This window comes from Rossellomorea sp. y25, from assembly GCF_038049935.1.
Lineage (GTDB): Bacteria > Bacillota > Bacilli > Bacillales > Bacillaceae_B > Rossellomorea.
Window position 1 is genome coordinate 2801987 of record NZ_CP145886.1, and the last position, 14588, is coordinate 2816574.

General features: G+C 40.5%; 18 protein-coding genes. 1 reads left to right on the plus strand and 17 read right to left on the minus strand.

The features are described 5' to 3' along the window. Positions 1–5: 5 nt before the first annotated feature. The 13 genes from AAEM60_RS14140 to AAEM60_RS14200 all read right to left on the minus strand — a co-directional run bounded on the left by AAEM60_RS14140 (position 6) and on the right by AAEM60_RS14200 (position 10339). Positions 6–839 carry a heptaprenyl diphosphate synthase component 1 gene (locus AAEM60_RS14140; RefSeq protein WP_299737995.1) on the minus strand — a complete coding sequence of 278 codons (834 nt, stop codon included), beginning with the start codon at positions 837–839 and terminating at the stop codon, positions 6–8. A gap of 196 nt (positions 840–1035) precedes the next feature. Continuing rightward, the gene (gene mtrB / locus AAEM60_RS14145) at positions 1036–1260 is read right to left on the minus strand and encodes a trp RNA-binding attenuation protein MtrB (protein ID WP_044336317.1); all 225 of its coding nucleotides are present in this window, start codon (positions 1258–1260) and stop codon (positions 1036–1038) included. Positions 1261–1270: 10 nt separating this feature from the next. Continuing rightward, positions 1271–1837, minus strand: coding sequence for a GTP cyclohydrolase I FolE (gene folE / locus AAEM60_RS14150; protein WP_299737997.1), 567 nt, complete (start codon positions 1835–1837; stop codon positions 1271–1273). A 228-nt stretch (positions 1838–2065) separates the two neighbouring features. Continuing rightward, positions 2066–2338, minus strand: a complete 273-nt coding sequence (locus AAEM60_RS14155; protein WP_034758336.1) for an HU family DNA-binding protein — start codon at positions 2336–2338, stop codon at positions 2066–2068. 482 nt (positions 2339–2820) lie between these two features. Next, complete coding sequence (locus tag AAEM60_RS14160) at positions 2821–2955, minus strand: hypothetical protein (RefSeq protein WP_341356545.1); 135 nt, start codon at positions 2953–2955, stop codon at positions 2821–2823. Positions 2956–3028: 73 nt separating this feature from the next. Then, complete coding sequence (spoIVA, locus tag AAEM60_RS14165; protein ID WP_299738002.1) at positions 3029–4507, minus strand: stage IV sporulation protein A; 1479 nt, start codon at positions 4505–4507, stop codon at positions 3029–3031. 252 nt (positions 4508–4759) lie between these two features. Continuing rightward, positions 4760–5470, minus strand: coding sequence for a hypothetical protein (locus tag AAEM60_RS14170; protein ID WP_299738004.1), 711 nt, complete (start codon positions 5468–5470; stop codon positions 4760–4762). A gap of 31 nt (positions 5471–5501) precedes the next feature. After that, entirely contained in the window at positions 5502–5690 is a 189-nt protein-coding gene (locus AAEM60_RS14175) for a DUF2768 domain-containing protein (protein WP_299739569.1), read from the minus strand. 404 nt (positions 5691–6094) lie between these two features. Further along, complete coding sequence (locus AAEM60_RS14180; RefSeq protein WP_299738006.1) at positions 6095–7141, minus strand: NAD(P)H-dependent glycerol-3-phosphate dehydrogenase; 1047 nt, start codon at positions 7139–7141, stop codon at positions 6095–6097. Positions 7142–7157: 16 nt separating this feature from the next. Continuing rightward, a complete protein-coding gene (der, locus tag AAEM60_RS14185) occupies positions 7158–8468 on the minus strand; it encodes a ribosome biogenesis GTPase Der (RefSeq protein WP_299738008.1) in 1311 nt (436 codons plus the stop codon). A 172-nt stretch (positions 8469–8640) separates the two neighbouring features. After that, positions 8641–8832: a hypothetical protein gene (locus tag AAEM60_RS14190; RefSeq protein WP_299738011.1), complete on the minus strand. Its 192-nt coding sequence runs from the start codon at positions 8830–8832 to the stop codon at positions 8641–8643. Next, positions 8829–9725, minus strand: a complete 897-nt coding sequence (locus AAEM60_RS14195; RefSeq protein ID WP_299738013.1) for a YIEGIA family protein — start codon at positions 9723–9725, stop codon at positions 8829–8831. The genes AAEM60_RS14190 and AAEM60_RS14195 overlap by 4 nt, the downstream gene beginning before the upstream one ends. Then, on the minus strand, positions 9722–10339 hold the full coding sequence (locus AAEM60_RS14200) for a hypothetical protein (RefSeq protein ID WP_341356546.1): 618 nt from the start codon (positions 10337–10339) through the stop codon (positions 9722–9724). The genes AAEM60_RS14195 and AAEM60_RS14200 overlap by 4 nt, the downstream gene beginning before the upstream one ends. 100 nt (positions 10340–10439) lie before the next feature. On the opposite strand from AAEM60_RS14200, the gene AAEM60_RS14205 reads away from it, so the two are divergent. Further along, on the plus strand, positions 10440–10571 hold the full coding sequence (locus tag AAEM60_RS14205) for a YpzI family protein (protein ID WP_299738017.1): 132 nt from the start codon (positions 10440–10442) through the stop codon (positions 10569–10571). A gap of 437 nt (positions 10572–11008) precedes the next feature. On the opposite strand, the gene fni is transcribed toward AAEM60_RS14205, so the two are convergent. From fni to cmk, 4 genes are all read right to left on the minus strand, one after another. Continuing rightward, complete coding sequence (gene fni, locus AAEM60_RS14210; RefSeq protein WP_299738019.1) at positions 11009–12067, minus strand: type 2 isopentenyl-diphosphate Delta-isomerase; 1059 nt, start codon at positions 12065–12067, stop codon at positions 11009–11011. Between the two features lie 12 nt (positions 12068–12079). Beyond that, positions 12080–13213: a 30S ribosomal protein S1 gene (rpsA, locus tag AAEM60_RS14215; RefSeq protein WP_299739571.1), complete on the minus strand. Its 1134-nt coding sequence runs from the start codon at positions 13211–13213 to the stop codon at positions 12080–12082. Between the two features lie 119 nt (positions 13214–13332). Continuing rightward, complete coding sequence (locus tag AAEM60_RS14220; RefSeq protein ID WP_299738021.1) at positions 13333–13914, minus strand: lysophospholipid acyltransferase family protein; 582 nt, start codon at positions 13912–13914, stop codon at positions 13333–13335. A gap of 1 nt (position 13915) precedes the next feature. Next, positions 13916–14584, minus strand: coding sequence for a (d)CMP kinase (gene cmk / locus AAEM60_RS14225; protein WP_341356547.1), 669 nt, complete (start codon positions 14582–14584; stop codon positions 13916–13918). Between the last annotated feature and the right edge of the window lie 4 nt (positions 14585–14588).

The following is a 14588-nucleotide window of genomic DNA, read 5'->3' on the forward strand; positions in this document are numbered from 1 at the left end:
TCGATTTACCCTTCTTCCGCATATAGTTTGGTCATAGGTTCAGGCTCAGCATAAGGCAATAGCTCTACAATCAACTTTTTAAAATATGGTGTTACCGGTTCTATGTTCTCTAACTGAGTTTGAATTGTTTTCTTCGTTGACGCGATTAATTTATCCAGCTTTGAAAGCAAATGTCTGGACTCTTCCTTCGTTAGCTTTAAAGACGGTGTTTCACTGCATGAATCGTTTGTTAAAGTCGACAGCGCTTTTATGAAGCTCGTATTCTGTGCATGCTCAATACAAATTCTCTCTTGGACAAGCTTCTTGTATAAAAGGGCTTGCTCAACAATCATGCTCCATTTGTCATCTTCAAAAAAACGAAAGAAGTTTGAAACGATCGCTGATTCTCTTGTCTTTAAGCTTGCCATTAGCTCATCAAGATTTTGATGTTCCTCTTTGTAGATGGAAATTTTGCTTTCGTTAATCTCTTTAATCGCTTTCGCTAAAGTCGCGATAAGGTCCACATCATCTGTGTCAGCAAGGATTTTGTAATAAAGGCTGCTAAAGTATACTCCTGCAAGAACCGTAAGCTGCCTCTCTTTCAATGGATCAAGCTCAGAGATTGTAACCTTTTCATGGGTATCAAGGGCTATCTGCAATAACATGGCAGTCGAAATCCATTGTACAACTTCTTTATTCAAGGTCCGTCCCCCACTTACAAAAGGAAGGAGCAGGAAATAAATCCGGTCCCGATCAATGTATGGTTGATCGATGTATTCCTTTAAATAAGAGTGATGTAACTGCTCTTCTATGTATTGATGAATGATATTCGCTTGATGGTTACAATCAATGAATTTCATACCCTATAATCCCCATTTCTACTATGTATCGGTCTAAAAATTTCAGCATTAAATATTATACCATAAAATCTTCAACAATAGGGAATCCGACTTGCCCCTTTATAATCCTGTGTATAACAAAGGGGACGACTACGAAGGTCACATCTTCTTAGTCAGTCCCACCCGGTTCTCCTCTGGAACGAACATTCTCAGAGTATTATTTCTTGTTATCACTTTCTACTTCACCGTAGCTTGTGACGATGGTCGCTTTCCCTCTAACTTTAATCGCAGAGGTATGATCCGTAAACTGAGCAATCATGACTTCACCTTTATCAAGCTTTTCAGAATGATGGAACCGGGTATCCGTTCCCCTCGTCAGCCCGATCACATTCACACCATCTTCAATCGCTTTAATCACAATATAATCATTTGAATTCGTCATTGGCCCACTCCTAATTCTTTATAAAAGAAAGAACTTCGCTGCGTGCTTGAGAGTTATCTTTAAACGAGCCTCTTACAGCTGTTGTCACTGTACTTGATCCAGGCTTCTTCACGCCTCTCATTGTCATGCACATATGCTCCGCTTCAACCACTACCATGGCACCATGGGGCTCCAGGGTTTCCATGATGGTATCCGCCACTGTGGACGTGATTCTTTCTTGAAGCTGAGGACGTTTCGCAACAGATTCAACTGCTCTGGCCAGTTTACTTAAGCCCGCCACTCGACCGTCTCGTGGAATATACGCAACATGAGCTTTACCGTAGAAAGGAACCAAGTGATGCTCGCACATTGAGTAAAAAGGAATTTCCTTCACCAGCACAAGCTCTTCATGCTCTTCACTGAATATTGTTTCAAAGTATTCTTTCGGATCGTGATCAATTCCGGAAAATACTTCTGCATACATCTTCGCCACGCGTTTAGGCGTATCTAATAAACCTTCTCTATTAGGATTCTCTCCAATAGCTTCTAAAATTAATCGAACTGCTTCTTCTATTTGGCCGTGATTGACTTGTGCCATTATGTTGTCCTCCTAAAATAACTTAAAGAAATAGTAACATTGTTAATATTAGCACAAGCCCATAATGTCATCAAAGACTAGTGCTTTAGAAGTTTTATAATATTATAAAACAGTCTATAAAGGAATATGATTCGTGCATATTTTCAGTTAGGAGAAACCATACTAAAAATGAGAAGCAAAAAAGGCCGCATAAATATGCGGCCTTTCTGATACGCTCAAAGTATGTAATTATTTTACAGCTTCTTTAAGCGCTTTACCTGGTTTGAAAGCAGGTACTTTGCTTGCTGAGATTTCGATCTCTTCACCTGTTTGTGGGTTGCGACCTTTACGGGCTGCACGCTCACGTACTTCGAAGTTACCGAATCCGATTAATTGTACTTTATCACCGTTTGCAAGTGAGTTTTGAATTGTATCGAAAACAGCGTCAACCGCTTTTGTAGCGTCCTTCTTAGATAGCTCAGCAGCTTCTGCAACAGCATTGATAAGTTCTGTCTTGTTCATGCCATTCACCTCCTCCCAAGGAAATGTCTCAGTCATGATTCATTTACTTTAATATCATTAGTAAACAAGTTTAGCGGATTCTATACATAAAGTGTAGAAAAAACGCTTGAAAACGTTGCTGAATCAATATTCAACAACAATTCTGTTAAAAGATTATCACAATAGATTAACCTTAGCAAGAATAAATCAAGAAATAATGGGAATCTTTTCTTATTTGAAACACAAATGTAATAGAATCCCTGTCTAGCCCTTTATTCTTGCCGTCTATTCAACCTATCACTTCTTTCCAATGACTGCAACTAATACCCTCACCCATCAGGTACTCTATCTTACTTCCCAACCTGATTACCCTCTAAACATTCACGAGATCTTTTTATTTTTGAATAAACCAATTTAACTTTTACTTTTTACTTTGGATAAATACACTACAAACCCTTTATCATTAAGGGTTTATACGTATTAAAAGGCTAATTCCCATGTCATTACACACCCATTATATCAAGGAGAAATTCATAAATATTCATTTCAAAAACCAGGCTCACAAATAAGATATACACAGCAATATCATGTTTGGAAATAGAAGAAACAAGAAGTTCAAGTTCTCCTATTTCATTCAATTTTTTTGTCCCCAATCTTTTATGACATTCAATTTTCCACAAAAAAAAGACCTTCCGAGGAAGGCCACACGATTTATAAGATTATGGCGATTAATCCACCCGATCCTTCATTTATGATTCTTTCCAGCGTATCCTTCAGTTTATACCTTGCATTTTCGGGCATTAAAGATAGTTTCGCTTGAATCCCTTCCCTCACGATGGAGCTTAAGCTTCTTCCGAAGATGTCAGAATTCCAAATGGAAAGTGGATCATCTTCAAAATCTTGCATTAAGTAGCGCACTAGTTCTTCGCTCTGTTTTTCTGTACCTATAATCGGTTCAAACTTAGACTGTACATCCACCTTAATCATGTGTATGGATGGTGCTACTGCTTTTAAGCTGACTCCAAACCTGGATCCCTGCCTGATGATTTCCGGCTCATCCAGGCTCATATCATTTAATGACGGGGCTGCAATGCCATATCCCGTCTGTTTCACCATCCTTAATGCGTCAGAAATCTGATCGTATTCCGCTTTCGCATGTGCGAAATCCTGCATTAATTCAAGGAGGTGATCTTTTCCGCGAATTTCCACACCGACAATCTCCTTCAGGACTTCATCGTACAGCTCATCCGGAGCGTACAGGTCGATTTCCGCAATCCCTTGACCCATATCGATTCCAGCAAGTCCTGCACGTTCAATATGATCAAATTCACTGAAGTAGTGAACAACACGATCTACGTCCCTCAGTCGTTTAATATCCTTAACGGTTTCTTTCACGGCTTCCTGATAGTTCTGTCGTAGCCAGTGCTCTTCTTTCAGAACCATGACCCAGCTTGGAAGGTTCACATTCACTTCAAGTACCGGGAATTCAAATAGTGCTTCTCTAAGCACGTTGAGAACGTCTGAGTCCCTCATGCTCTCCACACTCATGGCCAAAACTGGAATGTCATACTTATCCTGAAGTTTCACTCTTAGGTCTTCTGTCTCAGGTGCATGAGGTCTTGCCGAGTTGATGACCATGATAAATGGTTTACCCACTTCTTTCAGTTCCTCAATGACCCTTTCTTCCGCTTGGATGTAATCTCCTCTGCCAATTTCACCGATAGAGCCATCTGTTGTCACAACAACTCCGATCGTGGAATGTTCCTGGATGACTTTACGCGTACCGATCTCGGCCGCTTCATGGAACGGAATAGGCTCTTCATACCAAGGTGTATTGATCATTCTGGGTCCATTTTCATCCTCATACCCTTTAGCACCCGGGACCGTATATCCCACACAATCTACCAATCTCACATTCACTTCGAGGCCTTCATCCACGTGAACGGAAATGGCTTGATTCGGAACAAACTTCGGTTCAGTCGTCATGATGGTCTTGCCTGCAGCGCTTTGAGGTAATTCATCCTGCGCTCTTGCACGTTCTGATTCACTGGCGATGTTAGGAAGGACCACAAGTTCCATGAACTTCTTGATGAATGTTGATTTACCTGTTCTGACTGCTCCCACCACACCTAAATAGATATCTCCGCCTGTTCTTTCGGCAATGTCCTTAAATAGATCGACTCTTTCCAAGAGATTCCCTCCCATCTTATATTCCAGGGATGTTTCATCCGTGTATTCTGTCTCACATTCTATATTTATGATGTTGTCCCAATGACTTATGACTATTAATATGCTATTTTTCCCCCCTTATGATTAAAAGTATAAAAATTTATTATGTCTGAGCATTTATGATCATTAGTTTTGATGAAATTTCCCTATAAAGGATGACATAAAAATAATAACCCTTCTCTTACAATATATTTTGTAAGAGAAGGGTTATGCCTATTTTGTCATAAAGACAGGTTCGTTATTTTCATCCACCGTATAGGGTAAAGAATATGCCGGAACAAAAAAGGTGTCCTCGACAAGTAAATTCCTGATATCCACACCAGGTTCAAGTTCTTTATCACTGGTTTCAATCTGTTCAAATAAGTCCATTGAGTAATCTACAAAAATTTCACCATCCCCATTAATGACAAGGGGAAGATTTTTGTTTGAATAAGGGCTATTCACATACACTTCACCATCATAACCCAGTTCTTTATAATTTAATGTATACACATTATTGGCTACTTCTTCTTTAAATGGCGGATAGCCTTGAGCTTCAATTCTGATTTTCAATTCTCTTATTTGTTCTGCTAGCCTAAGGTCGAAAATCTTGACTTGAGGATTTTCCTCCACGTTTATCAGCACATATTGAAAAATCCCACCGTTTTCAAAAGCATTCCCTGGAATCTCTGCTAGGTACTGGGGTGAAAGCTTTCTGAAGTCAATCGGATACTTCTGATAAATGGGAGTATCCTGATCTCTGGTCTTAATTGGAAGTAACCCATCATTGTCCTTTTGATAGGTTTCTACCGCATCTTGTACAGCTTTCACCTGCGTTTCATAAGGGATCTGATTCTGACTAAGCTTTTCCTCAGGGTACATACATCCAGAAAGAATACTCATAGTAAAAATAAGAAGAAATGCAATTAAACCTAAGCGTTTCAATCTAAAAACGTCCTTTCAATCGGACAGCAACCTAATTGGTCGGTCCACTAAATACAATATAAATCATCATAAGTCCACCAGCAATCATCAGTATGTAGGCCATGAATGCTGTTATAAAACGCAAGAATTTTTGTTTGATTTTATACCGGCTAAAATAGATCGTTAATATAGCAAAAAACATGAATCCCATAGATGCAAACGAAATCCACATCTTCATCATCGAACTCAAAGTACATCCCTCCTGTTATCGAATGTATTATATCATAAGATTTTTATAAAGGACTAGAAAAGAATGGTTGTTCATCAATCTGTTACAAACCGATAGAGAGACTTACCCTGCTCGATAACATCCTTTAGCAGAACTTTTCAAAAAAAAAGAGCCTCTCAAGTATTTCATCATCGTTTGATGTTAAAATACTTGAGCTGCTCTAAACAAAGGGAGACCTACCCATCCATAGGCAAAGCTGTATATATTCATCACAGTGTATGCAACAGTATCAAGGTTCGCATCCTCGAATGCCTATTATTCCAAGATTAATTCAATGTTTACGAAAGAAATTTCCACTTCTTTATATATCATTGTCCTTGAAAGATGATAAGGCATCCCATGGTAAAAGAATCAGCTTAATTTAACCGCTCACCGAGAATATTCACAAGGTCTTCCATTTCGTTTGTCTTGACACGACCCATTAAGTGGTCAACCGCTTCTTTCGCTTCTACCTTATTAAAGAGCACATCATATAAAGCATTGGTAATCGGCATCTTCACTTCATACTTTTCTGCCAGCTGGTGAGCCGCTTTGGTCGTCCGTACACCTTCTACAACCATCCCCATATTATCCAGGACCTCATCAAGGTTATGACCCTTACCAAGCATGTTTCCCGCTCTCCAGTTTCTAGAGTGTACACTTGTACACGTAACGATCAAATCACCGATACCGGTTAAACCTGAAAACGTTAATGGGTTAGCTCCCATCTTAGTTCCTAAACGGGCTATTTCTGCCAGTCCTCTTGTAATAAGAGCCGCTTTTGCATTATCTCCATATCCTAAGCCGTCTGTAATTCCGGCTGCAAGGGCAATGATATTCTTTAAGGCCCCACCGATTTCAACCCCGAGCATATCCGGATTCGTATACACACGAAAATTCATGTTCATAAATAAGTCTTGAATCTCTTCAGCTGCCTTCATATCCTTAGAGGAAACGGTCACGGTCGTTGGGTGTCTCAGACTCACTTCTTCTGCGTGACTAGGCCCGGACAGTACCACCACTGTATGTAATTTAGCAGGATCCATTTCATCTTCGATCATCTCTGAGATTCTTAGAAGGGAATCAGGTTCAATTCCCTTACTAACATGAACAACGGTTAATGGTGCACTTTGAACCTCTTGAATCTGCCCTAATACTCCGCGAATCGCCTTCGTTGGAACAGCCAGGATAATGGTATCAACGCTATCTAAAGACTCTTTAAGATCGTGATACCCTTTGATAGATTCTGGAAGTTTAATCTCTTTCAAGTACTTTTGGTTGGTATGCTGAGTATTAATTTCATCGATCTGTTCTTTTTTGTGTCCCCATAATCTTACTTCCAAGCCATTATCAGCCAGGACCATAGCAAGAGCCGTACCCCAGCTTCCTGCTCCAACGACAGTTACTTTCTTTGAATTTCTCATTTTTACACCCACCTTATTATTTTCTTGCGCGAGCAATAATACGAATAGGAGTTCCTTCAAATCCAAATGCATCACGGATTCTATTTTCCAAGAATCGTTCGTATGAGAAGTGCATTAATTCAGGATCATTAACAAATACCACAAAAGTCGGTGGTTTGACAGCTACTTGCGTCGCATAGTAGATCCGGAGTCTCTTACCATTATCTGTAGGAGTCGGATTCATTGCTACTGCATCCATGACCACTTCATTCAACACGCTCGATTGCACTCGCAGAGCGTGATTTTCACTCGCCATATTAATGATCGGAAGTAGTGTATGGATCCGTCTCTTCGTTTTAGCAGACAGGAAAACGATCGGAGCATAATCAAGGAATTGAAAATGTTCGCGGATATTCTTTTCCCATTTATTCATGGTTTTCTCGTCTTTTTCAACGGCATCCCATTTGTTCACGACGATCACGACTGCCCGACCTGCATCATGAGCATACCCGGCAATTTTCTTATCCTGCTCGATAATCCCTTCTTCTCCATCAATGACAGATAAGACGACATCGGAACGTTCGATTGCTCTAAGTGCTCTTAACACACTGTATTTTTCAGTGGTTTCATATACTTTACCTTTTTTCCTCATCCCTGCAGTATCAATGATGACATAATCCTGTCCATCATAAGTGTAGGAGGAATCAATCGCATCTCTTGTAGTTCCAGCAACGTTACTCACAATCACACGCTCTTCACCTAATAAAGCATTGACTAAGGAAGATTTCCCAACGTTTGGTCGACCAATTAATGAAAACTTGATCACATCTTCTGCATAATCCTCTTCTTCTTCATGTTTGAAGTTTTTCACAACCTCATCAAGAAGATCTCCTAAACCAAGTCCATGTGAACCAGAAATTGGATACGGCTCACCAAATCCCAAGGCGTAAAAATCATAAATCATTTCTCTCATTTCAGGGTTATCAATCTTATTAATCCCCAGTACGACCGGTTTCTTCGAACGATAAAGGATTTTCGCTACGATTTCATCCGCTGCTGTTACTCCTTCACGTCCATTCGTTAAGAATACGATCACATCCGCCTCATCAATAGCGATTTCAGCCTGCTGTCTGATTTGATCCAGGAATGGTTCATTTCCCAGTTCAATTCCACCTGTATCTATAATGTTAAATTCATGAGTCAGCCACTCAGCAGAACTATATATACGGTCTCTTGTTACACCAGGTACATCTTCAACAATGGATATTCTTTCTCCAACTATTCTATTAAAGATCGTGGACTTCCCAACGTTTGGACGCCCTACGATTGCTACTACTGGTTTTGTCACGTTATTCACCCTTTCTGTAAGAAGGTTGTCCTATTCTTACATTTCCTCTTTTTAGCCATTTCAATCATCTTTATAACTATGAATAAGAAGGACTGGCCCTTAAGGTATTGTTTCCTTATGGGACAGTCCCCCCTAACTTAACTATTTTATCAATAAAAGAATAAACTGGCAATCAATGTTTTACAATGATAAATAGCCCTTCATCCAGTTCATGAGCAATACCATCCAGTATCGCTTCTAAATTTGCACAGATTTTCTGCAATTCTTCATCTGTTTTACAATAAAAGACGCTCGTTCCACTTGGAACCTTTTCAGGGGTTGTCGTAACCGTCGCGAGAATAAACTTCTGAATAGATGTACTCATTCTAATTTACTCCCCTCTTGATTCGCCTTTGATTCAGATGGCATTCTTATCGCATTTTCCAAGGTCGGTACCTGCCCAAGAATGGCAATGGCTTTCTCTACATCCTTTCGCTGCGGAAGGACGAAGACACCTATTCGACCATCGTCCAAATCTCTCTTGGCCAGTGGCGTTAATGCGGGAGTGCCTGAATCTTTAAATATCCCCAACGAAGTAGACATATCATGAAGAATCGCTTGCCTTTGACCAAGGTTCGCTACCGTTGATCTGGCATCGAATGATTTGGGAGAAAGGACAAACCCCATTCCATACTTTAAAATTTCTTCTTGTCTTACCTTTAATCCAATATTCATGATGTAAATATTATCAACGTAAAGTCCGGCCCCATCAAAATGAGGCTTCACATATTCAATCGTTACGATATCCTTTAACCTGCCCCCAGCCATTAGCTTATGTGCAATCACCATACATATCGCACTGATCACCAGCGCTACATAGAAGTTAAAGACAATATAAGCTAAAGTAGCTAAGAGAGAAGTGAAAATAACCAAGTAATTACGGCTTTCAAATGCTACGGCAATCCCTTCAATGTATGTGGCCCCTCTAGGGACAAGTTCATATGCATCTAACTCTGTCAATGTGTTCCTCTCCATATTTCGCACATCCCGAAATTGAGACGCAGCAACGGTCAAGAAAGTAATCGCCGTGAAGTTCTCCTCTAGTAAAGCAGGAATCGCGATGGTGCCTAAGCCAGCAGCAATAAATCCAAGAGCGATATGTATAATCTTCCCATGCAAATAAGTGGGATATTGGCGATAGTCTGTACGCAGCATATAAATTCTGGTTAATGTCCCCACTACTACTCCGAAGATGACCGGATACACATACTCATTCATAGATTTTTCATTTCCCCTTTGTTTGATTGTACTTTGACGTTAAAATACTGATTAATTTCTCCAAACAACTTAATGATTAAAAGGATTCCAGTAGAAATAGCCAGGACATCAAGATAAACAGGGCCACCGATAGGATAAAATAATCCTACCTTCTTTAACGGAATGCTCAGAAAGACTTCTCCAACTATACTACTGCCGGCAATAGCGATCATCCGGAGCACGTATGAAGATGAGCCATAGAAAAGAACACCCAGGAAAGCAAGCGATAGAGCAATGATAAGGTTCCGATCGATAAACATTAGAACAGGATCATAAATAGCCACTAATCCTATGCCTGCATATAGCATTCCCATCGTCAGAATAGCTACATACATATAAAACTTCTCTCTCAAACTAAGAATTCTTAAGTAACGGAAACAAATAAGGCCTATAATAAAAATCGGTGCTGCGACGTCCACAGAACCTACTTTTACACCATATGGAAACACGCATAATAACACTAAACACAAGAATGAATAGCGAAAACGATAGGGGTGCGCCTTATTCATCATAAACGTCGTATAAATCCAAATTCCCCAAAGCAACCATAAATACAGGATCCCATCCACAATCACTCACTCCCTCCTATTATCTACATTATGGAAAATCTTTATGTATCTCATTCATGTATGAATCAACTTTTCAAAGAAAAAATAAGAAAGGGAGGTGTTTACGATGGGTAAAGATCGTCAAGAAAAGAAACTAAAACAAAGCAAACGAGTAGAATCAGACCGAGACCAGGGCCTGCACTACAACGGAGCAACAAGCCTGCAAGGACCGGAAGAAGCCAAAAAGGGGCAAAGGTAACAAGAAAAGCGGAAGGGGCTCGCCCTGGGGCGACAAGCATAAGACGAGTCACCCAGAAAGGCGTTCTTTGCCTTTTTGGGTGACTTGGCTTATGACCTCGAGCCCCAAGCCCCTGTAGCTGGACATCAAGAAAAGCGGAGGCGGCTTGATAGAGGCGACAAGCATAAGACGAAGTCACACGGAAAGGTAGCCTGGGTTGGCCCGACAAGCGTATTTGACTGGAAATCATTTGGACAAACAATAATTCAGCCGAAGTTCTAAATAATCCGGCCGTTTTGAATGATAATCCAGCGGAAATGGCCAGGAATCAGGCCGATTTGAACTAAAATCCAGCCGTTTTATGGGTTAATCCAGCCGTTTTACAAAAATACCCAAAATTCACAACTCAACTCACGCAAGAAAAAAAGAACGAATTCTCAAAAGAGAATTCGTTCTTTTTACTTATTAAACGTTCTTTTGCTATAACTTGCAGGATTCAACCCTCTAACTTCCAGCCAATGAAACACATCCCCTGACAACACGAGTGGAACGCTGTGAAGATCTTCTAGACGCCTACACCCCAGGGCACACATCAGAAACTGAATATCCGTATGAATCTGATTCACTTCATCAATGGAATCCTTTAGACCTGATTCCAGAAGCTGTTTGAGAATGACCCCTGCCATCCCTACAGCAGATGCCCCTAAACCTAGAGACTTAACGATGTCTAAACTATTTTGGATGCCTCCGGAAGCTAGGATTGGTTTCAAGGATGTTGCATGAGTCTCAGCGATCGATATGGCAGTAGGAATCCCCCAATCATCGAAAAATTCCAACATTCGTTTTCTTCGTTGATTTTCGATTTTCGAGAAGTTTGTTCCGCCAAAGCCGCCTACATCGATGGCTGAAATATTTGAGTGGGACAAGGATTCGGCAACCTCTTTACTGATACCAAAACCCGTCTCTTTCACAATGACAGGTACTGAAATACTCCCAGCAATCTCCTGTATTCTTTCAAGAGCGCCTCTGAAATCCCTGTCTCCCTCAGGCATAGTTAATTCTTGTATGACATTTAAGTGAATCTGCAGCGCATCGGCTTCAATCATCTCCACGGCATCTTTTGCCTGTTGAACAGTTGCTTCGCTTCCTAAATTCCCAAAAACCATTCCGTTTGGATTATGTTGGCGAACGACTTTATATGTGTTACGTTCTGAAGGGTCTTTAAGTGCAGACATTTGAGAACCGACAGCTATTGCCAGACCGGTTTCCCGTGCAAGAATCGTTAATTCTTCATTGATTTTAGAAGTTGATTCACCACCGCCGCCTGTCATAGCATTTATGAAAATTGGCGAACTCCAATTAAGTTCGCCAATTTTTGCCTGTAGATGAACGTCATCTACTGCTATATTCGGTAAGCTTTGGTGGACAAAAGCAACTTCATCAAAACCTGTTCTGCGTTGTTGGCCAGTTGATAAAGCGTAATTAATGTGGTCTTGCTTTCTTTGAGCTCTTGTCACAATTCATCACCATTACTTAAGATCTTTTAATTTGTCACCAATCATTTCACCCAATTGGAATCCGGTATTTTCCTCAGGCATTTCGTAATCAGTCACTTCTTCCTCTTTTTCTTCAAGAGATTTGATGCTTAGAGATAAACGTTGATCATTCTCATTTACATCCAATACCTTCACTTGTACTTCTTGGTTTTCCTGTAGGACTTCGTGAGGGGTACCGATATGCTTATGTGAAATTTGAGAGATGTGAACAAGTCCTTCTACACCAGGTAACACTTCTACAAATGCTCCATACGATACTAAGCGTTTTACCACTCCGTCCAGAACACTGCCTTTGGGTGCTTTTTCAGAAATATTACTCCAAGGTCCAGGTAGGGTTTCTTTAATGGATAGAGAAATACGTTCGTTGTCACGATCAACGCTTAATACTTTGACCTGTACTTTCTGACCCTCGGTTACTACGTCTGAAGGCTTCTCAACGTGTTCGTGAGAAAGCTGAGAGATATGAACCAATCCATCTACTCCACCAATGTCTACGAACGCTCCGAAATCTGTAATTCGCTGAACTGTCCCCTCAAGAACAGCACCAGATTCAATATCAGTAAGAAGTTGTTTCTTCTGCTGCTGCTTTTCTGCTTCTACAACAGCGCGGTGTGAGAGGATTAGACGATTTTTCTCCTGATCCAATTCTACAATCTTAAACGTTAAAGTTTTATCCTTATAGTCCGAGAAATCCTCAACATAATAATCTTCCACTAATGATGCAGGAACAAAACCCCTAACCCCAAGATCAACTACAAGTCCGCCCTTTACAACATCTTTCACTTCCGCTTCAAAGACGTCGCCATTTTCAAAGCGAACTTTCATTTCTTCCCATGCTTTTTCAGCATCTACTTTACGTTTAGAAAGAACCAGAAGTTCTTCTTCAACTTTCGTCACGATTAACTCAAGTACATCCCCTTCACTGACTACATCAGAAGCTTTTTCGATATGAAGGCTTGAGAGTTCACTAATTGGAATGATGCCATCCACTTTGCTATCTTGAACGTCAACTAAGACTTGTTTCTCTTCAACCTTAGTAACTGTTCCTTTAACTTTTTCACCGATTTCAAGATTCTTCACTTCAATTCCATTCATGTCTTCCATTATGTACTCCTCCTTAATCCATGACTGCAAAGATTTTGATAATTGCGAGACTTCACAATTTAAAATATTCTTTCTACTAACTTCTAATAAATACTACTTTTTGTCAAGCGAGAAAGCTCATATTATTGATGCTCGTGTATTAGTTTTTCAATATGCTGCATGATAATCTCGGTCGTCTTCTCTGCATTTAATCTTTCTTCACGAATGCCCTCCATAGGAATAGGGGGGCCGAATACGACTTTTAATTTCTTGAAGGGTTTATAGGGTCCAATGATCGCACATGGTACAACGTAAGCATCGGAACGAAGAGCAAAGAAGCCCGCTCCAGCCAATCCCTTACCAATTTTCCCTGTCTTACTTCTAGTACCCTCCGGGAACAGTCCTAAAACATCCCCTTGTTTAAGAACCTGTAAACCTTTCCGGAGTGCTTCCCGGTCACTCATTCCCCTTTTCACCGGGAATGCCCGTAAATCAGGTAATAGCTTACCTAATACCGGGACACTGAAAAGCTCTTCTTTAGCCATGAACGAAACAGGTCTGGGAGCTGAAATCCCTACCACAGGCGGATCTAAGTTATCAATATGATTGGCACACAATAGGACTCCCCCGTCTTTCGGGAAGTGCTCTAACCCCTGGACCTCGATACGATACAGCGGGGAAAGAATCGATTTAACGAGTCCTTTTGCAAAGGAATACAAGTTCACATTAACCTTTCCTTTCTACTAGCAACATAATTTGATCCACTACTTCTGAAATGGACAGTGAAGTTGTGTCTATTTCAATTGCGTCATCCGCTTTCTTAAGAGGAGCCACTTCTCTTTCTGAATCAATCTTGTCACGGCGAGCGATGTCTTCTTTCAATTGTTCCAAGTCAGAAGGAAACCCTTTCGATACATTTTCTTCATGTCTTCTTTGCGCTCTTTCTTCTACACTCGCTAATAAGAATACTTTAATTTCAGCGTCGGGAATCACATGAGTCCCGATATCTCTTCCGTCCATTACAACAGCACCTTGTTCAGCTAAGTGCTGCTGCCTATTCACCATTTCTTCTCTGACTTGAGAATGAACGGCCACATGAGATACCGAATTGGTAACGGCAGCCTGACGGATTTCATCTGTCACATTTGCTCCATCTAAATATACAATTTGACCATCTTCAGTCGGTTCAAGCTTTATTGTTGTTTGAGACAATAAATTCTTCAACTCATTTTCATCATGCAAGTCTATATTCATTTTCAAAGCTTTATATGTTAATGAACGGTACATCGCCCCAGTATCAATATAAAGATAAGATAATTTACCTGCTACAATTTTCGCTACTGTACTTTTCCCCGCCGCTGCAGGACCATCGATTGCAATTCTTAATTTCTTCAACTAA